This window comes from Hoyosella rhizosphaerae (genome assembly GCF_014643175.1).
Classification (GTDB): domain Bacteria; phylum Actinomycetota; class Actinomycetes; order Mycobacteriales; family Mycobacteriaceae; genus Lolliginicoccus; species Lolliginicoccus rhizosphaerae.
The window spans coordinates 643,085-657,485 of the sequence record NZ_BMJH01000002.1 but is presented as its reverse complement, the minus strand read 5'-3'; the positions used below and the strand labels follow the sequence as shown (position 1 = coordinate 657,485).

The 14,401-nt window shown below is 59.6% G+C and carries 17 protein-coding genes; 3 read left to right on the top strand and 14 right to left on the bottom strand.

The window, feature by feature from the left end; all coding sequences use genetic code 11:
- Positions 1 to 17: 17 nt before the first annotated feature.
- Genes IEW73_RS11270 through hisD form a run of 8 tightly spaced genes read right to left on the bottom strand, consistent with a single transcriptional unit; the run spans position 18 to position 5,833 of the window.
- Positions 18 to 800 (bottom strand): inositol monophosphatase family protein, encoded by a 783-nt coding sequence (locus IEW73_RS11270; RefSeq protein WP_188675158.1) that lies wholly within the window; start codon positions 798 to 800, stop codon positions 18 to 20.
- A 40-nt stretch (positions 801 to 840) separates the two neighbouring features.
- Positions 841 to 1,575, bottom strand: a complete 735-nt coding sequence (gene priA / locus IEW73_RS11265) for a bifunctional 1-(5-phosphoribosyl)-5-((5-phosphoribosylamino)methylideneamino)imidazole-4-carboxamide isomerase/phosphoribosylanthranilate isomerase PriA (protein WP_188674660.1) — start codon at positions 1,573 to 1,575, stop codon at positions 841 to 843.
- A complete protein-coding gene (locus tag IEW73_RS11260; protein WP_229675937.1) occupies positions 1,572 to 1,865 on the bottom strand; it encodes a hypothetical protein in 294 nt (97 codons plus the stop codon). Before IEW73_RS11260 ends, priA begins: the two co-directional genes overlap by 4 nt.
- A complete protein-coding gene (gene hisH, locus IEW73_RS11255; protein ID WP_188674657.1) occupies positions 1,862 to 2,542 on the bottom strand; it encodes an imidazole glycerol phosphate synthase subunit HisH in 681 nt (226 codons plus the stop codon). Before hisH ends, IEW73_RS11260 begins: the two co-directional genes overlap by 4 nt.
- Complete coding sequence (locus tag IEW73_RS11250) at positions 2,539 to 2,700, bottom strand: CG2302 family histidine operon protein (RefSeq protein ID WP_188674654.1); 162 nt, start codon at positions 2,698 to 2,700, stop codon at positions 2,539 to 2,541. Before IEW73_RS11250 ends, hisH begins: the two co-directional genes overlap by 4 nt.
- The gene (hisB, locus tag IEW73_RS11245; protein WP_188674651.1) at positions 2,697 to 3,311 is read right to left on the bottom strand and encodes an imidazoleglycerol-phosphate dehydratase HisB; all 615 of its coding nucleotides are present in this window, start codon (positions 3,309 to 3,311) and stop codon (positions 2,697 to 2,699) included. The genes IEW73_RS11250 and hisB overlap by 4 nt, the downstream gene beginning before the upstream one ends.
- Complete coding sequence (locus IEW73_RS11240; protein ID WP_188675154.1) at positions 3,308 to 4,471, bottom strand: histidinol-phosphate transaminase; 1,164 nt, start codon at positions 4,469 to 4,471, stop codon at positions 3,308 to 3,310. Before IEW73_RS11240 ends, hisB begins: the two co-directional genes overlap by 4 nt.
- 18 nt (positions 4,472 to 4,489) lie before the next feature.
- Positions 4,490 to 5,833 carry a histidinol dehydrogenase gene (hisD, locus tag IEW73_RS11235; protein WP_188674647.1) on the bottom strand — a complete coding sequence of 448 codons (1,344 nt, stop codon included), beginning with the start codon at positions 5,831 to 5,833 and terminating at the stop codon, positions 4,490 to 4,492.
- Positions 5,834 to 5,934: 101 nt separating this feature from the next.
- On the opposite strand from hisD, the gene IEW73_RS11230 reads away from it, so the two are divergent.
- Complete coding sequence (locus tag IEW73_RS11230) at positions 5,935 to 6,636, top strand: hypothetical protein (protein ID WP_188674644.1); 702 nt, start codon at positions 5,935 to 5,937, stop codon at positions 6,634 to 6,636.
- Here the strand turns inward: IEW73_RS11230 and IEW73_RS11225 are convergent.
- The 4 genes from IEW73_RS11225 to nadA form a co-directional block, all read right to left on the bottom strand.
- Positions 6,578 to 7,060: a limonene-1,2-epoxide hydrolase family protein gene (locus tag IEW73_RS11225; protein ID WP_188674641.1), complete on the bottom strand. Its 483-nt coding sequence runs from the start codon at positions 7,058 to 7,060 to the stop codon at positions 6,578 to 6,580. The genes IEW73_RS11230 and IEW73_RS11225 overlap by 59 nt on opposite strands.
- Before the next feature lie 81 nt (positions 7,061 to 7,141).
- Positions 7,142 to 8,017, bottom strand: a complete 876-nt coding sequence (gene nadC, locus IEW73_RS11220) for a carboxylating nicotinate-nucleotide diphosphorylase (RefSeq protein ID WP_188674638.1) — start codon at positions 8,015 to 8,017, stop codon at positions 7,142 to 7,144.
- Entirely contained in the window at positions 8,010 to 9,593 is a 1,584-nt protein-coding gene (gene nadB, locus IEW73_RS11215) for an L-aspartate oxidase (protein ID WP_188674635.1), read from the bottom strand. The genes nadC and nadB overlap by 8 nt, the downstream gene beginning before the upstream one ends.
- On the bottom strand, positions 9,593 to 10,624 hold the full coding sequence (gene nadA, locus IEW73_RS11210; RefSeq protein ID WP_372433586.1) for a quinolinate synthase NadA: 1,032 nt from the start codon (positions 10,622 to 10,624) through the stop codon (positions 9,593 to 9,595). The genes nadB and nadA overlap by 1 nt, the downstream gene beginning before the upstream one ends.
- Positions 10,625 to 10,764: 140 nt before the next feature.
- Between nadA and IEW73_RS11205 the strand changes: the two genes are divergently transcribed.
- Positions 10,765 to 11,487: an NUDIX hydrolase gene (locus IEW73_RS11205; RefSeq protein ID WP_279345090.1), complete on the top strand. Its 723-nt coding sequence runs from the start codon at positions 10,765 to 10,767 to the stop codon at positions 11,485 to 11,487.
- Here the strand turns inward: IEW73_RS11205 and IEW73_RS11200 are convergent.
- Complete coding sequence (locus IEW73_RS11200) at positions 11,447 to 11,998, bottom strand: DUF2567 domain-containing protein (RefSeq protein WP_188674626.1); 552 nt, start codon at positions 11,996 to 11,998, stop codon at positions 11,447 to 11,449. The genes IEW73_RS11205 and IEW73_RS11200 overlap by 41 nt on opposite strands.
- A 46-nt stretch (positions 11,999 to 12,044) precedes the next feature.
- Positions 12,045 to 12,986, bottom strand: coding sequence for an HpcH/HpaI aldolase/citrate lyase family protein (locus IEW73_RS11195; protein WP_188674623.1), 942 nt, complete (start codon positions 12,984 to 12,986; stop codon positions 12,045 to 12,047).
- A gap of 145 nt (positions 12,987 to 13,131) precedes the next feature.
- Here IEW73_RS11195 and IEW73_RS11190 point away from each other — a divergent pair, with 145 nt between their 5' ends.
- Positions 13,132 to 14,361 (top strand): lytic transglycosylase domain-containing protein, encoded by a 1,230-nt coding sequence (locus IEW73_RS11190; RefSeq protein WP_206050391.1) that lies wholly within the window; start codon positions 13,132 to 13,134, stop codon positions 14,359 to 14,361.
- The last annotated feature ends 40 nt before the right edge of the window (positions 14,362 to 14,401 follow it).

Genomic DNA, 14,401 nt, shown 5'->3' with positions numbered 1-14,401 from the left:
TTAATGAGTGGTGAAGTCTACGCTGCGGTCACAGAGTGAATGACATCAAGCAATTCCGCATGCACCCCAGGTGCGGCAGCAAGCATGGACCGCGAGTGAACCGTCCAAGGTCGGCCCGAGAGGTCAGTCACTTCGCCTCCCGCCGCCGCGACCAATGCTGCCCCTGCGGCGTGGTCCCACACGTGGTGGCCGAATGACAACGCGCCACCGAGCGCTCCGGTTGCGACGTATGCAAAATCAGCTCCAGTGGCACCGAGCATGCGGATGCGGGAACTTTGCCTACTGATCTCGCCAATCACATCGAGGCGGTACTGACCCGTGAAACCACGGGTACTAGCAAGGTTGAACGAACCAACCCCGATGATGCTGTTCGCTAGCGACCGCTTACTAAGCGCGGGTAGCGCGAGTCCGTTGCGTAGCACTGGACCTCCCGCGGTAGCGGTCATCCGCTCACCAAAGATCGGTAGCCATGTCAGCCCCGCCACTGGTATTCCGTCGTCAAGCAACGCAAGAAGTATCGCCGCGTAGGGCAATCCAGCGGAGTAATTCAGGGTCCCGTCAACAGGGTCAAGCACCCACACGAGGCCTTCACTGATCGACTGACCGCCAAATTCTTCACCGTGCACACCAATTCCAGTTTGTGCAATCAGGGCGGCAGTTATCTCGCGTTCCAAGGACAAGTCGATCTCGGTGGCAAAGTCACGGTCACCTTTGCGCACGGCTTGAGGCGCGCGTCGCCCACTAGTAAACACGCTGGACGCATCGTCGAGGATCGCCGAAGCGACGACGACGAGTTCCATTAGTTGCTTGTCATCCAGTGCGGCCACACACGCCCCCTAATTAGGCCGAGACAGCGCGCAGCGCTTCGGGGAGTGTGAACCTGCCCGCGTAGAGCGCCTTGCCAACAATCGAACCTTCAACACCAATGTCGGTGAGGGTGGCGATCGCACGCAGATCGTCGATAGTAGACACTCCGCCGGAGGCGATCACTGGCGCGTCAGTAAGCTCACACACCTGCCTGAGCAGTTCAAGATTTGGCCCAGTCAAGGTTCCGTCTTTGGTGACGTCGGTGACAACGTAGCGAGTGCAGCCATCCTTGTTGAGTCGCTCCAGGACTTCCCACAAGTCGCCGCCATCGCTTACCCAACCGCGTCCGCGCAGGCGGTGCTGCCCATCGATGATTCGCACATCAAGGCCTACAGCGATGCGGTCGCCGTACTCGGACACCACTTTGCGACACCAGTCGGGGTTTTCCAATGCTGCTGTGCCCAGGTTTACTCGCGCACACCCAGTAGCAAGAGCCGCTTCCAGGGAGTCGTCATCGCGGATACCTCCGGACAACTCGACCTTGACGTCCAATTCGCCCACAACTTCGGCCAAGAGTTCCCGGTTTGAACCCCGCCCGAATGCTGCATCGAGATCTACCAAGTGGACCCATTCAGCGCCGTCATTTTGCCACTGCAACGCGGCGTCGCGGGGCGAACCGTAACTCGTTTCGCTTCCCGCCTCCCCTTGCACCAGACGAACAGCTTGACCATCCGCTACGTCAACAGCGGGCAACAATACAAGACTCACGCGCGGGTACCTTCGTCTTTCGTTTCGATTTTCGGCGAACGTGTCTTCGCCTGTTCTTCCTCAGCTTCTATTTCCGCAATGGCGCGCCGTGTCATTCGAGTGGACACAAACCCCATCGCAGCAATAGCGCCAACCAGACCTAGCAGTGCAATGGCAAGCCCGATTTCCGGGCTGGGCTGCCACACCATGATCAGTATCGTCGCCAACAGCAGTGCAAGAGTACCCGCACCGAGTGAGTAGAAAGCGAGCCGCCCAAGCGAAAATTCGGCAGCGCTACGGCGGCGTCTCATAGCGTACGTACCCAATTCTCCAGCAAATGAGCACCTGCATCGCCAGACTTCTCCGGGTGAAATTGAGTCGCCGAGAGCGGACCGTTTTCGACCGCTGCGAGGAAGTCGCCACCATAATTTGCCCACGTAAGTTTCGGAGGAGCAATAATGTCGGACGGTTCCATCTGCCACTTCTGCACCGCGTATGTGTGCACAAAATAGAAGCGCGTCTCTTCGTCGATCCCATCGAAAAGCACGCTGTCCGTAGGCGCAGCAACGGTGTTCCACCCCATGTGCGGGAGGACGTCAGCTTGGAGTCGTTCGACGGTTCCCGGCCACTCACCGCATCCGTCAGCTTCGATGCCGAACTCAATCCCGCGCTCGAAAAGGATTTGCATCCCGACACAGATACCGAGAACGGGCCGCCCACCAGCGAGTCGACGACCGATGATCTGGTCGCCTCGAACTTCGCGTAGCCCCTCCATACATGCAGCAAAGGCACCTACACCAGGCACCACTAGCCCATCGGCTTCGAGAGCGACGTCCCGGTCCGTCGTGACAGTAGTGTCAGCACCAACACGATCCAGAGCCCGCTGCGCCGAACGCAAGTTCCCTGAGCCATAGTCCAGAATCGCCACAGTGGGGGCCTTCGACTTCACACGCTGGGCTGATACGCCTGCGCTTTGAGTGTTGGTCATATGACCTCCATAAGGTTGAGGACGGCACCAGCGCCAGCGATTACAGCGACTGCGGCCAACACACCTGAGAAAAATCGGTGCGTTTTCCACAGGGCAATGGCACCTCCAAGGAGGAACCCTGCCGCCATGAACAGGAGGTACATTACCGCCGAACTCATAGAGTTCCCTTGGTGGAAGGGATCCCACCGACCCGCGGGTCTGGCTCCACCGCAGCACGCAATGCCCTAGCCACTGCTTTGTACTCGGCCTCGGTAATGTGGTGAGGGTCTCGTCCATAAAGGACCCGCACGTGCAACGCAATTCGTGCGTTCAGCGCGAGTGATTCGAAGACGTGGCGATTGATCACGGTCGAGTAAGGGGCGCTGGGGTAGCCCCCGATAACCGTGTGCAGCATGTGTTCCGGCTCGCCGGTGTGAACGCAATAGGGGCGCCCAGAGACATCCACAACAGCGTGCGCGAGAGTTTCGTCCATCGGGATGTAGCAATCCCCAAAGCGCCGAATGCCCCGCTTGTCGCCTAGCGCCTGGCCAAGAGCTTGCCCCAACACAATGGAAGTGTCTTCGACTGTGTGGTGCGCTTCGATGTCAATGTCGCCTTCAGCCTTAACTGTGAGATCAAAACTGCCGTGCGCCCCGAGTGCCGTAAGCATGTGGTCGAAAAACGGCACCCCCGTAGAGATATCCGTCTTCCCTGTGCCGTCGAGGTTCCACTCGACGATGATGCTCGATTCGCGTGTGGTGCGTTCCACTCTCGCGGTGCGGGCCGTCATGACATTCCTTTCGTTCCGCCACCTGAACCAACTAACTCGGTGGCTGAGAGGTTCTTACTGACGCGCAAGAATTCATCATTCTCATTGTCTAGACCGATGGTGGCACGGAGAAACCCCGGAATGCCGACATCGCGGATCAACACGCCTTGGTCAAGGTACTTCTGCCATGTGGAACCACTATCGCGGAAATGCCCGAATAGAACAAAGTTCGCGTCGCTCGGCACAACATCGAAGCCCCACCCCTTGAGTGCGTGCGTGACGCGCTCACGTTCCGCAGACAGGTGCGCAACACTCGCCAGCGTCTCGTCGGCGTGCCGTAGTGCCGCACGCGCAGCGGCTTGTGTGACAACAGACAAGTGATACGGCAAGCGAACCAAGAGCATCGCATCGACCATCGCTGGTGCAGCCACGAGATATCCCAGTCGCCCACCAGCGAAGGCAAATGCCTTACTCATCGTTCGACTCACGACCAATTTTGCCGGATATTCATCGATCAACGTAACCGCGCTGGGCTCGTCGGAAAACTCACCGTAAGCCTCATCGACAACGACAATGCCGGGCGCAGCATCAAGAATCGAGCGCAACTCGGACAGTGCCACGCTGTGCCCAGTGGGGTTATTCGGACTGGTGACGAAAACAACGTCGGGGTTATGGTCTGCGATGGCCCGAATCGCCTCGTCGGCATCGAGGCTGAAATCCGCCCGCCGTGGAGCATCCACCCACACAGTTTGGGTTCCAGTCGAAATGATGGGGTGCATGGAATACGACGGGGTGAAACCAAGAGCGTGGCGGCCCGGTCCCCCAAAAGCCTGGAGGAGTTGCTGCAGAATCTCATTGGACCCATTCGCGGCCCACACATTGTCAACCGACACGAAGGTATGCGTTTGACGAGTCACATAGGCAGCCAGTTCGGTCCGCAGTGCTACGGCATCACGGTCGGGGTATCGGTGTAATTCCGCCGCTGCTTCACGCACGGATTCCGCCACGTCAGCGACGAGCGCGGCTGAAGGGGGGTGCGGGTTTTCGTTGGTATTCAGTTGCACTGGCACCGAGAGTTGCGGGGCTCCGTATGGCGATTTCCCTCGCAGGTTGTGCCGCAAGGGAACATCGCCAAGGCTTATGCCCGCACCTGGGGCTTGTGGTGCGGTGGTGTTTGAGATTGTCACGATTCTCGCTAACTAGGAGTCGTTGGATTCCGCAAACCTACGCTGGACTGCCTGACCGTGTGCGGGCAGGTCCTCTGCATTTGCAAGAGCAACCACGTGCGGGGCAACGTCGCGCAACGCGTCAGCCGAATACTCGACCACGTGCACCCCTTTGAGGAATGTCTGCACAGATAGTCCCGATGAATGCCGCGCACTCCCTGCAGTCGGAAGAACGTGGTTCGACCCCGCGCAGTAGTCACCCAAACTCACAGGTGAATACGGGCCCACAAAAATCGCACCGGCCGACCGGATGCGGCTCGCAACATCAGCTGCGTCTGCAGTGTGAATCTCGAGGTGCTCAGCGGCATAAGCATTAACCACTGCGATGCCGTCGGCCAGCGAGGATACCAAGACAATCCCGGACTGCTCACCGTTGAGGGCGCTAGCAATGCGCTCCTGGTGCTTGGTGGAACTAATTTGGTCGTTCACTGCCCGATCTACGGCGTCGGCTAGTTCCACACTCGTCGTCACCAGCACACTCGCCGCGAGAACGTCGTGCTCAGCCTGGCTAATGAGGTCGGCGGCCACATTGTGTGCGCTCGCCGACGCATCAGCGAGGATGGCGATCTCTGTTGGGCCAGCCTCGGCGTCGATACCTACGAGACTGCGACAGATCCGCTTCGCGGCAGTCACAAAAATGTTTCCCGGGCCAGTGATCATGTCAACGGGCACAAGTTCCTCGCCGGTGACATCCGTGCCGCCATACGTCATAAGCGCAACAGCTTGGGCGCCACCCACTGCCCACACTTCGTCGACGCCAAGCAATGCTGCAGCTGCGAGGACCGTAGGGTGGGGTGCCCCACCGAACTCAGCCTGCGGCGGCGACGCGACCACAAGCGATTCAACACCGGCTTCCTGAGCTGGCACAACATTCATTACCACGCTCGACGGGTACACAGCATTGCCGCCAGGAACGTACAACCCAACACGTTCGACGGGCACCCAGCGCTCAGTCACTGTGCCACCGGGAACCACCTGCGTCACAGAATCGGTTCGTCGCTGCGCCCGGTGCACCAACCGTGCTCGGGCGATCGCTTCCTCAAGCGCAATGCGGACGTCAGGATCAAGTTGATTCAGTGCGTCGCGGAGCGCTTCAGCTGGAACCCGAATAGTGGTCGGCCGCACTCGGTCGAACTTCTCGCTCAACTCCATGGCTGCGTCGACACCACGTTCACGCACCGCGTCCACAACTGGGCGTACCTGATGGAGAACAGAATCCACATCAACTCCGCCGCGCGGCAATACTGCGCGCAATTGGGCAGTAGACGGTGTCGTGCCACGCAAATCAACGCGGCGCAGGTCAACACGGGCAGACATGCAGATCCTTCCTCAGCGGGAACATACTCCTCAAGGATACGCGTCGGCACCACCAGAAACCGAAACGTGACGAACACCTTTCAGGCAAGCACCATATAGGTATGCACACCACGCAGCGTTTTACCGCACTCGCGGGCGCACTTGCCGTCGGCCTACTCGCCACCGGGATGGTCTTGTATGTCCTCGCGGACGCAGACCTCGAAACCGCCGTCCACTCTGGCGATATGGCCAGCTACCTCGCTGCGGCAGCCAACAACACCACACTCGCAGTTAATCTTGTGCTCTGGATCTTCGCAGCACTACTGCTCGCTGCTGCAGCCATCGGCGCCGCCGTGATGAACAGTTCAATCTGGGGTTACGCTGGCGCCGCGGCCGCAACGGTGGGCGCAGCAGTCGCTATCCCGACATACATTGTGATGCTGGCCATCATTAACGTCACCGCACCCGCAGGAGATACCACCACAGCTCAGACTCTCGGCTGGGTTGCGTCGCGGGGCGATTGGACCGCCAGTGTTCTGCTGCTCGCCGCAGCACCACTATTGTTCAGTCTTTCGCGGTCACAGTTCCCTCGCTGGCTCAGCGTCCTAGGCTTTGCGGCAGGCGTCTCCGGAGCGGTGTCAGTAGCCGCGCTGTTCATACCTGTTCTGAGCACGGCCGGATATGTCGTCTTGCTCCTCGGTCCGGCCTGGTACGTCGGGCTCAGCGTCACCTGTTTTAGCGTCACCCGTTTTAGCGGCACTCGTCTTAGCGGCGGCGTTGCTCAATCTGCATCTGCGACGCCGCATGAGCGATTCCACGAATAGCTGAGAAAGTAAATTCAGCGACATCGAACCTGTCCCGCCACATCGTGATTTTTCCGTTGCGGGTCTCGAAGGTGCCGCACATCCACAGTTGCACAGGCACTGGACCTAATTCGAGAGTGTGGGTGCGCTCAGTGAGGACCGTGTCACCGTTGGCTGCAATGTTGTGCATCTCGATGTGCATGCTGGCGATCGCCGCGAGCAAGCCCCGCAGTTGCCTGACCACGTCTGCTTTGCCGCGTAACTCTGGAAACGGCACTAGCTTAAACGCCACATCGTCGTGAAGAAACGTAGATGCTGCTTCGACGTCCCGCCGCTCAATGGCAGTCAGAAAATCCCGGACCGCAGCGGCTGCGTCGTTCTGGATGGCGAGCGCGCCTGGCTTCACCATAGGAACTGGTGTGAGGTCATTCTGGTGATCCGCCATAGGTAAAAGCTACCCACCGACAGTGAACCGGGCAATGTGAGCACCCCCGCACGCGAACCGCTGTGATAAACGACTCGCTTGCTAGTCCATGTCGAGGCCAAGATCCATCACGGAAACCGAATGCGTCAGCGCCCCAATAGCAAGGTAGTCGACGCCCGTCGCAGCGTATTCGCGAGCCACTGCGATGGACAGTCCTCCCGACGACTCAAGCTTCGTCTCCGGCGCTATGGCGTTGCGTCGCTGCACAGCGACTTGGGTTTGCCACACCGGGAAGTTGTCTAGAAGAACCAGTTCGGCCCCAGCCTTCAAAACGTCGTCAAGTTGCTCAAGCGAATCAACTTCAACCTCGCACGGCGCATCGGGATACTGGGTACGGACTGCGTCAAGCGCCGCCGTAATAGACCCGGCAGCTGCAACGTGATTGTCTTTGATCAAAGCGGCATCACCCAGAGCCATGCGGTGATTTACTCCCCCACCAACCCGGACAGCGTACTTTTGCAACGCACGGAGCCCAGGCAGGGTTTTCCTAGTGTCACGAATATTGGCTGAGGTGCCCTCAATGGCGTCCACCCATCGTGCCGTCTCCGAGGCAATCCCTGACAAGTGACACAAAATATTCAGCAGCGTTCGTTCCGCGGTGAGCAACCCGCGTGTCGGTGCGGTAAGCGCGATGATGACGTCACCTTCACTGACACGGTCGCCGTCAGAAACGGACTGCGTGATCGTGTACTCGCTTGCACCGATTACTTCATCAAGGACCATCCGGGCAATCTCAATGCCCGCGATGACGCCCGGAACTCGGGTTCTGACCTGCGCCTCGGTGGAGGCGTCGCCCGCGACTGTCGCTAGCGTGGTGATATCCGGGCCAAGCCGCAAGTCTTCGTCGAGCGCCGTGCGCACCACGCGAAGCGCAACGGTTCGTTCGTCTTCGGTGAGCGCGAAGGGTGTCTTAGGCACGGACTGGGGCCTCCATGTCGTCTGTGGTGAAACTACCGTCGCGCATAGTCAAGGTAATGCTGCGCGCGAAACCGGAATCACGGTACGGGTGGTCTAGGCGTGTGTGGCAACCACGCGTTTCTCGACGCAGTTGCGCAGCCGCAATCACGGCTTTTGCGACGAGGGTTAAGTTTTGATCAGCAAATGAAGATTGTCGGCCTAAAGTCTGCATCTCGGCTTGTGCGACAAGGTTCGCTGCGCGATCAAGCCCTTCGCTGTCACGCACCACACCAACGTGAGTGCTCATGATGCGTTGCAAGACCTGATGTGACGCAGGCGTTTCGCGAGGGCACTGCCACCCAGCTTCGGAACGTGGCCGGATGAGTATGTCTTCAAAGACGGGCTGTACAACCCGCTCGCCCATCACTGCACCTTCGAGGAGACTGTTCGATGCGAGCCGGTTTGCGCCGTGCAGCCCGGTTCGGGCGACTTCACCAATCGCGAACAATCCAGGCACATTTGTTCGCCCGAAAGCATCAGTAACAACGCCTCCGCAATGGTAGTGAGCTCCCGGCGCGACCGGAATGGGCGTCGTTCGAGGGTTAATCCCCTCGGCCCGACAATAGGCGGTGATTGTTGGGAAACGTGCAGCGAAACCGTCAATCGTGGTGGCGTCAAGATAGACGTGATCAGTGCCGGTGCGGTGCATATGCGTCGCAATGGCGCGAGCAACGATGTCTCGTGACGCTAGGTCACCGCGCGGGTCCGGTGACGCGATGCGTTTGCCGTATGCGTCAACCAGCACTGCACCTTCGCCCCGAACTGCTTCGCTAATGAGTGGCCGTGTGCCGGAGGAACGGGGTGTGAACAGCATTGTTGGGTGGAACTGCATGAACTCCATATCGGCGATGGAGGCACCTGCCCGAAGGGCGAGGGCAACGCCGTCACCTGTCGATCCCGCCGGGTTGGTAGTGACGGAATACAGCTGCCCCGCCCCACCCGTTGCAAGAACGACTGCCGGGGCGTGAATCAGCCCACGATTGCCGTCGGCGTCGACTACCGCTACGCCATTGACGGTGCCGTCCGTTGTGCACAGCGCTAGGACTGTGTGGTGTTCGAGCACTGGGAGTTCGCGGGCCGCTGTGTTGAGTGCCCGTTGGATTTCTGCACCTGTCGCGTCGCCACCGGCGTGGATGATTCGGCTGTGCGTGTGCCCGCCTTCACGGGTGCGTTTCAAACTGCTTAGCCCACGATCAAACACGGCACCGCGTGCTTGCAGAGTCGCGATGGCTGCGGCGCCATCGCCAATGATCACCCTCGCAGTGTCGCCATCAACTAGCTCGTCCCCGGCAGTGACGGTGTCCGCCACGTGCGCAGCCACATTGTCGGCGGGAACACTGCCATCCACGACTGCAACCCCGCCTTGAGCGAGGGATGTCGCTGTGTCGCCCACTACAGATTTGATGACGACAAGCACGCGGAGTCCTCGTGCCTGAGCAGTGAGGGCGGCGGTATAACCAGATATTCCGCCACCCACCACTACCACGTCAGCGTGCCGCTCCCAGTCTCGTGCCGATCCCCCATTGCGGGGGTTCACTACTCGCCTCCGCCAGAGCTACCAATTGCGATCATTCGTTGGACAGAGAGTCGTCCAGCCGCTGCGGTTTCAGGATCGACGTGCACTTCGTCGGCCCCTTCGACAAGGCTTCGCAGCAGTGCACCAGCGGTGATCATCTTCATGTATTTGCACGACGCCCGGTCATTCACTGCCTGGAAGTCAACATTTGGCGCTGCCCGGCGAAGTTGGTGCAACATGCCCACCTCGGTGGCAACGAGCACTTGCTTCGCCCCTGTTGCGCGTGCGGCGTCGAGCATGCCACCTGTCGAGAGGATCTTTACTCGGTCTTCAGGGACCGCTCCTTCACCTGCGAGGTACAGCGCAGAGGTAGCGCAGCCGCATTCAGGGTGAACGAATAGGTCAGCATCAGGGTGCGTTCGGGCTTGTTCGGCCAGTTCGTCCCCGTTGATGCCGGCGTGGACGTGACATTCTCCGGCCCAAATTTGCAGGTTTGTGCGTCCCGTCACGCGCTTGACGTGCGCCCCGAGGAACTGGTCCGGGAGGAACAAGATGTCCTTGTCGGGATCAATCGAGTTCACCACGTCCACGGCGTTGGAAGACGTGCAGCAGATGTCGGTGAGTGCCTTCACTTCGGCTGTGGTGTTGACGTACGAGACAACAACAGCACCTGGATTGTCCGCTTTCCACTCGCGAAGGTCGTCGGCTGTGATTGAGTCGGCGAGCGAGCAACCCGCACGCTGATCCGGAATGAGAACAGTTTTTTCGGGCGACAGGATCTTTGCTGTTTCTGCCATGAAGTGGACACCGCAGAACACGATGGTGCTCTCACTTGCTTCTGCGGCGATTCGTGACAGCGCTAGCGAGTCGCCGACATGGTCTGCGACATCTTGGATCTCAGGCAACTGATAGTTGTGCGCCAGAATTGTTGCGTTGCGCTCCCTCGCCAGACGGCGAACCTCTTGCGCCCACTCTGGAGTAGCAGCAATTCCGTCGAAACCAGCTGGTCCGTCGGTCAGGTCCCCGAGTAGCCGCAATGTGGTGTCCGTCAAATACAGCGGCGATTTTACTGCGGTCGTCATGACCGTTCTCCTCACAGTGGTGCTTCACCGCGCTTTCACTCGGTGTCGTCTCTGGAATCGGAATGCGGGGCGTGCACCCAATCTCAGGTTTTCGACTTACAATCGAAAACGTGAAGTCCCATATTAGCACCACACACGAAGTACTGGTAGCTGTGTTCCAAGTGCGCCCTCAACCTATTCACCGCAATGGTGGCGCCACTTCGGACACCCCAGAGTTGTGTGTGTTGCTGTGGGAACGCGCGCTCGACCCCATGTCAGGCACATGGGCGCTCCCCGGCGGACGCCTCGAACCAGACGAAGATTTACCCGACTCGGCGCGCCGCCAACTCGCGCAAAAAGTAGACGTTCAGGAACTCACGCACCTCGAACAACTGTCCGTCTTCAGCGATCCCCAGCGCGTTCCAGGCAACCGTGTCATAGCGTCAACCTTCCTAGGTTTAATTCCCTGCCCCGCAGAACCCGAATTGCCTACCGACACCGCATGGCATCCCGTTGCGCGACTACCCGAAATGGCGTTCGATCACCGAATCGTGGTTGATCACGCACGCACGCGCCTGGCGGCGAAGCTGTCCTACACAAACATTGGGTTCGCGCTTGCCCCACACGAATTCACCGTATCGACACTCAAATCTATTTACAGCGCCGCTTTGGGGTACCACGTCGACGCCACGAACTTGCAGCGAGTCCTCGGCCGACGCCGAGTAATCACCCCGACAGGCACTACGGCGCCGCCTGGGAAAACCGGCGGGCGGCCCGCCGCAATGTATCGCTTCACCGATACCCGGTACCGCGTCACAGACGAATTCGCGGCACTTCGTCCGCCAGCGGATTAGGTGCGGCATCGGAGCTTCCTCGCTCATCAGATGCGCCTGCATTTCGCCGCACGCCCAAGTCGGGGTCGGCGCTAACACCTGCCGCAACAAAGTACACAAACACCGCCACCATAGGAAGAACGATCAACACGTTCCATAGCGACATCTCAGGCGCCAAGGAGATGATGGCAATATCGTCATCCACGATGGCATTCTCAGCGCGGAACCCAACCAAAAACGTGCCGAACTGCGCAGCAATCCACGCTCCAAGCCCCGCGCTTGCCGTCAACATCACAACCGCGCGAGGGCCACGTTGAGCGGACATTCGCCACACCGCGATACCCAGAACTACTCCCGCAATAACGGAAACCACGAAGAAGTACGCGACAGAATCGAAATACAGAGTGCTATCCCCCGGCATCGTCGCTTGCCCTTGCTCGGTCACGAGCGTCGGCACACTAGGCGCCCAGAGCGACCAACCAGCGCCCGCGAACAACCCAACAACAGCACCCAGCAAGAGAATTAGCAGCACACCAGATACGTTACGCGAGGCGCGCGCACCGAACCCCTTTGCCGAGCTAACCCTGCCGCCGCATTCCTGCCCTGCGCCCTTTCGCGGCAATCGACTCAGCCAATGCGCGGCTCGCCTCGTCAATCATCTCTCCCCCATACCGAACTGCTCCACGCAGCCCACCGTCGGTGGATGTGCTTACGTGATACGCCTCAAGTAAGCGTTCCGCAGCGTCAAACTGCTCCTGGGTCGGCTGAAAGATTCCGTTTCCGGCCTCAATCTGGCTGGGGTGGATCACCCATTTCCCGTCGTACCCAAGAGCAGCCGTCCGACCAGCCGAACGCCGAAAACCTTCAAGATCGGCGACGTCCACATAGGGCCCGTCGATGGCCTGTAAACCATGAGCGCGGGCAGCTACAAGGATCGTCATCAATGCGTGGTGGTAGGCATCTCCGGGCGCATAGCCGTCCGGCTGCTCGCCGACGCGGAGACTCCGAATCCCAAGGTTCGCCATCAAGTCCGCAGGGCCAAGCACCAACGATTGCAACCGCGGGCTGGCCGCGGCAATGTCATTGATGTGGCGTAGGGCCGAAGCGGATTCAATCTGCGCCTCGATACCGATTCCGCCTGGCTCAAGCTGATGCAGCGCTTCAAGTTGTGTTAACAGCAAATCGAGGGCGTGAACATGGCTGGGGTGCTCCACCTTCGGTAGCACGATGGCATCGAGCCGAGCACCTGCTCCTGCAACAATCTCGATGACGTCGACATGCGTCCACGGGGTCGCCCAACTGTTAACCCGAACCGTACGAATGCAGTCATCCCACCCCTCAGATAACAATCCAGCAATGACGTGGTGTCGCGCTTGCTCCTTCGCGCCTAGTGCCACCGCATCCTCCAAATCGAGAAAAACAGCATCGCACGGCAAGGATTGAGCCTTCGCAATCATCCGCGGATTACTGCCCGGAACTGCAAGAACAGTCCTCCTCGACGCCCCAGAACCCTGATTCATTCTCGCCCCTTCTATCGCGTCGGTACCCGTCCGTTCCTGAGAGTTTGACGCCCCACGGAATTCTTATGTGTATTCGGCGCGCAAAGAATGGCAACAAGTATGTAAAGTTAGTCACGTTTTAACGACGAAGGTGAGGTAAACGCCAGTGCCGAAGACACGCCGCCCCGGGTCACGCCCAGCAAAGCCCGGACAGCGTCCCACAAGTATTCTCGCTTTGGCTGCTCTCCTCCCCGCAGGTCTCTTTGGGGTTGCTGCCGCCACTGATCTGGAGCACTCCGATAGTGCTGCCGAAGCAGTGCACGCACAGACGCAAGACGTGAGTATCCGGCACGCAGCAACATCAACGAATGAAGTGTCCACGATCGGCATGGTCACTCCTGAGTTGCGTTCGCCTACCGCGATGCGGAGCACCCGCACAATGGAGGCGGACGACCTTGCACGCGCTGCGGGTCTAGACCCAGACGAGGTGCGCACCAATCTCGAACATGCCATCGGATCTGCGCTAGAGAACGTCACGGTGAACCTCGGGGCGTTTGCGGTTCCCGCCGTCATGGTTGATGCCTACAAGCGCGCAGCCGCGACAATGGCCGAGCAGCGCGCAGGTTGCAACCTGTCGTGGACCTTGCTCGCAGGTATTGGCCGCGTCGAATCAGGTCACGCCAGTAACGGCGCAGTTGACGTCAACGGTCGAACCCTCCGCCCCATTCTTGGTCCGAGGCTCGACGGCACTACTCCCGGAACAGCGGTCATCCGCGACACCGATGGCGGACAAATCGACGGTGACCCCGACTTCGACAGGGCAGTCGGCCCTATGCAGTTCATCCCCAGCACCTGGGCGATGTATGCATCCGACGGTAACGGTGATGGCGTATCTGACCCGCACAATGTCTACGACGCCTCGCTTGCCGCCGCCCGGTATCTCTGTGACGCCGGTGGTGACCTGAGCGATCCAGCCAATCTTGAGCGGGCTGTTCTGCGGTACAACCAGTCACGGTCGTACCTACACAACGTGCGGAACTGGGCGACGGCCTACGCCACTGGTGTTCTACCTACACCAAGCGAACTTCCTGCCGCAGGCGCACTCCCATGGGAGATCCCAGCACCGCCTTCTTCCGGCAGCGCGACTGATGACGCAGCTAGCACCTTGGCAGCCGAACTTCTCGCACAACGTGGTGATGACGAGGACGACCTCGACGAGGATGCGATTGACGAGCAAGAGCAACAGCGCACCCCGCTCGACGACCTCGCCGACCTCCTCCCTCCACCGCCGAACCTGCCGTGTGTGATCTTCTGCCCGCCACCTCCGCCCCCTGAAGGTGCAGAGCCTCCACCACCGCTGATTCCTGGGCTTCCGGAGTTCCGTCTGCCGTTCTGATATCAGCACAGTTTGATCTTGTTACGTATGCCCTAGTTGG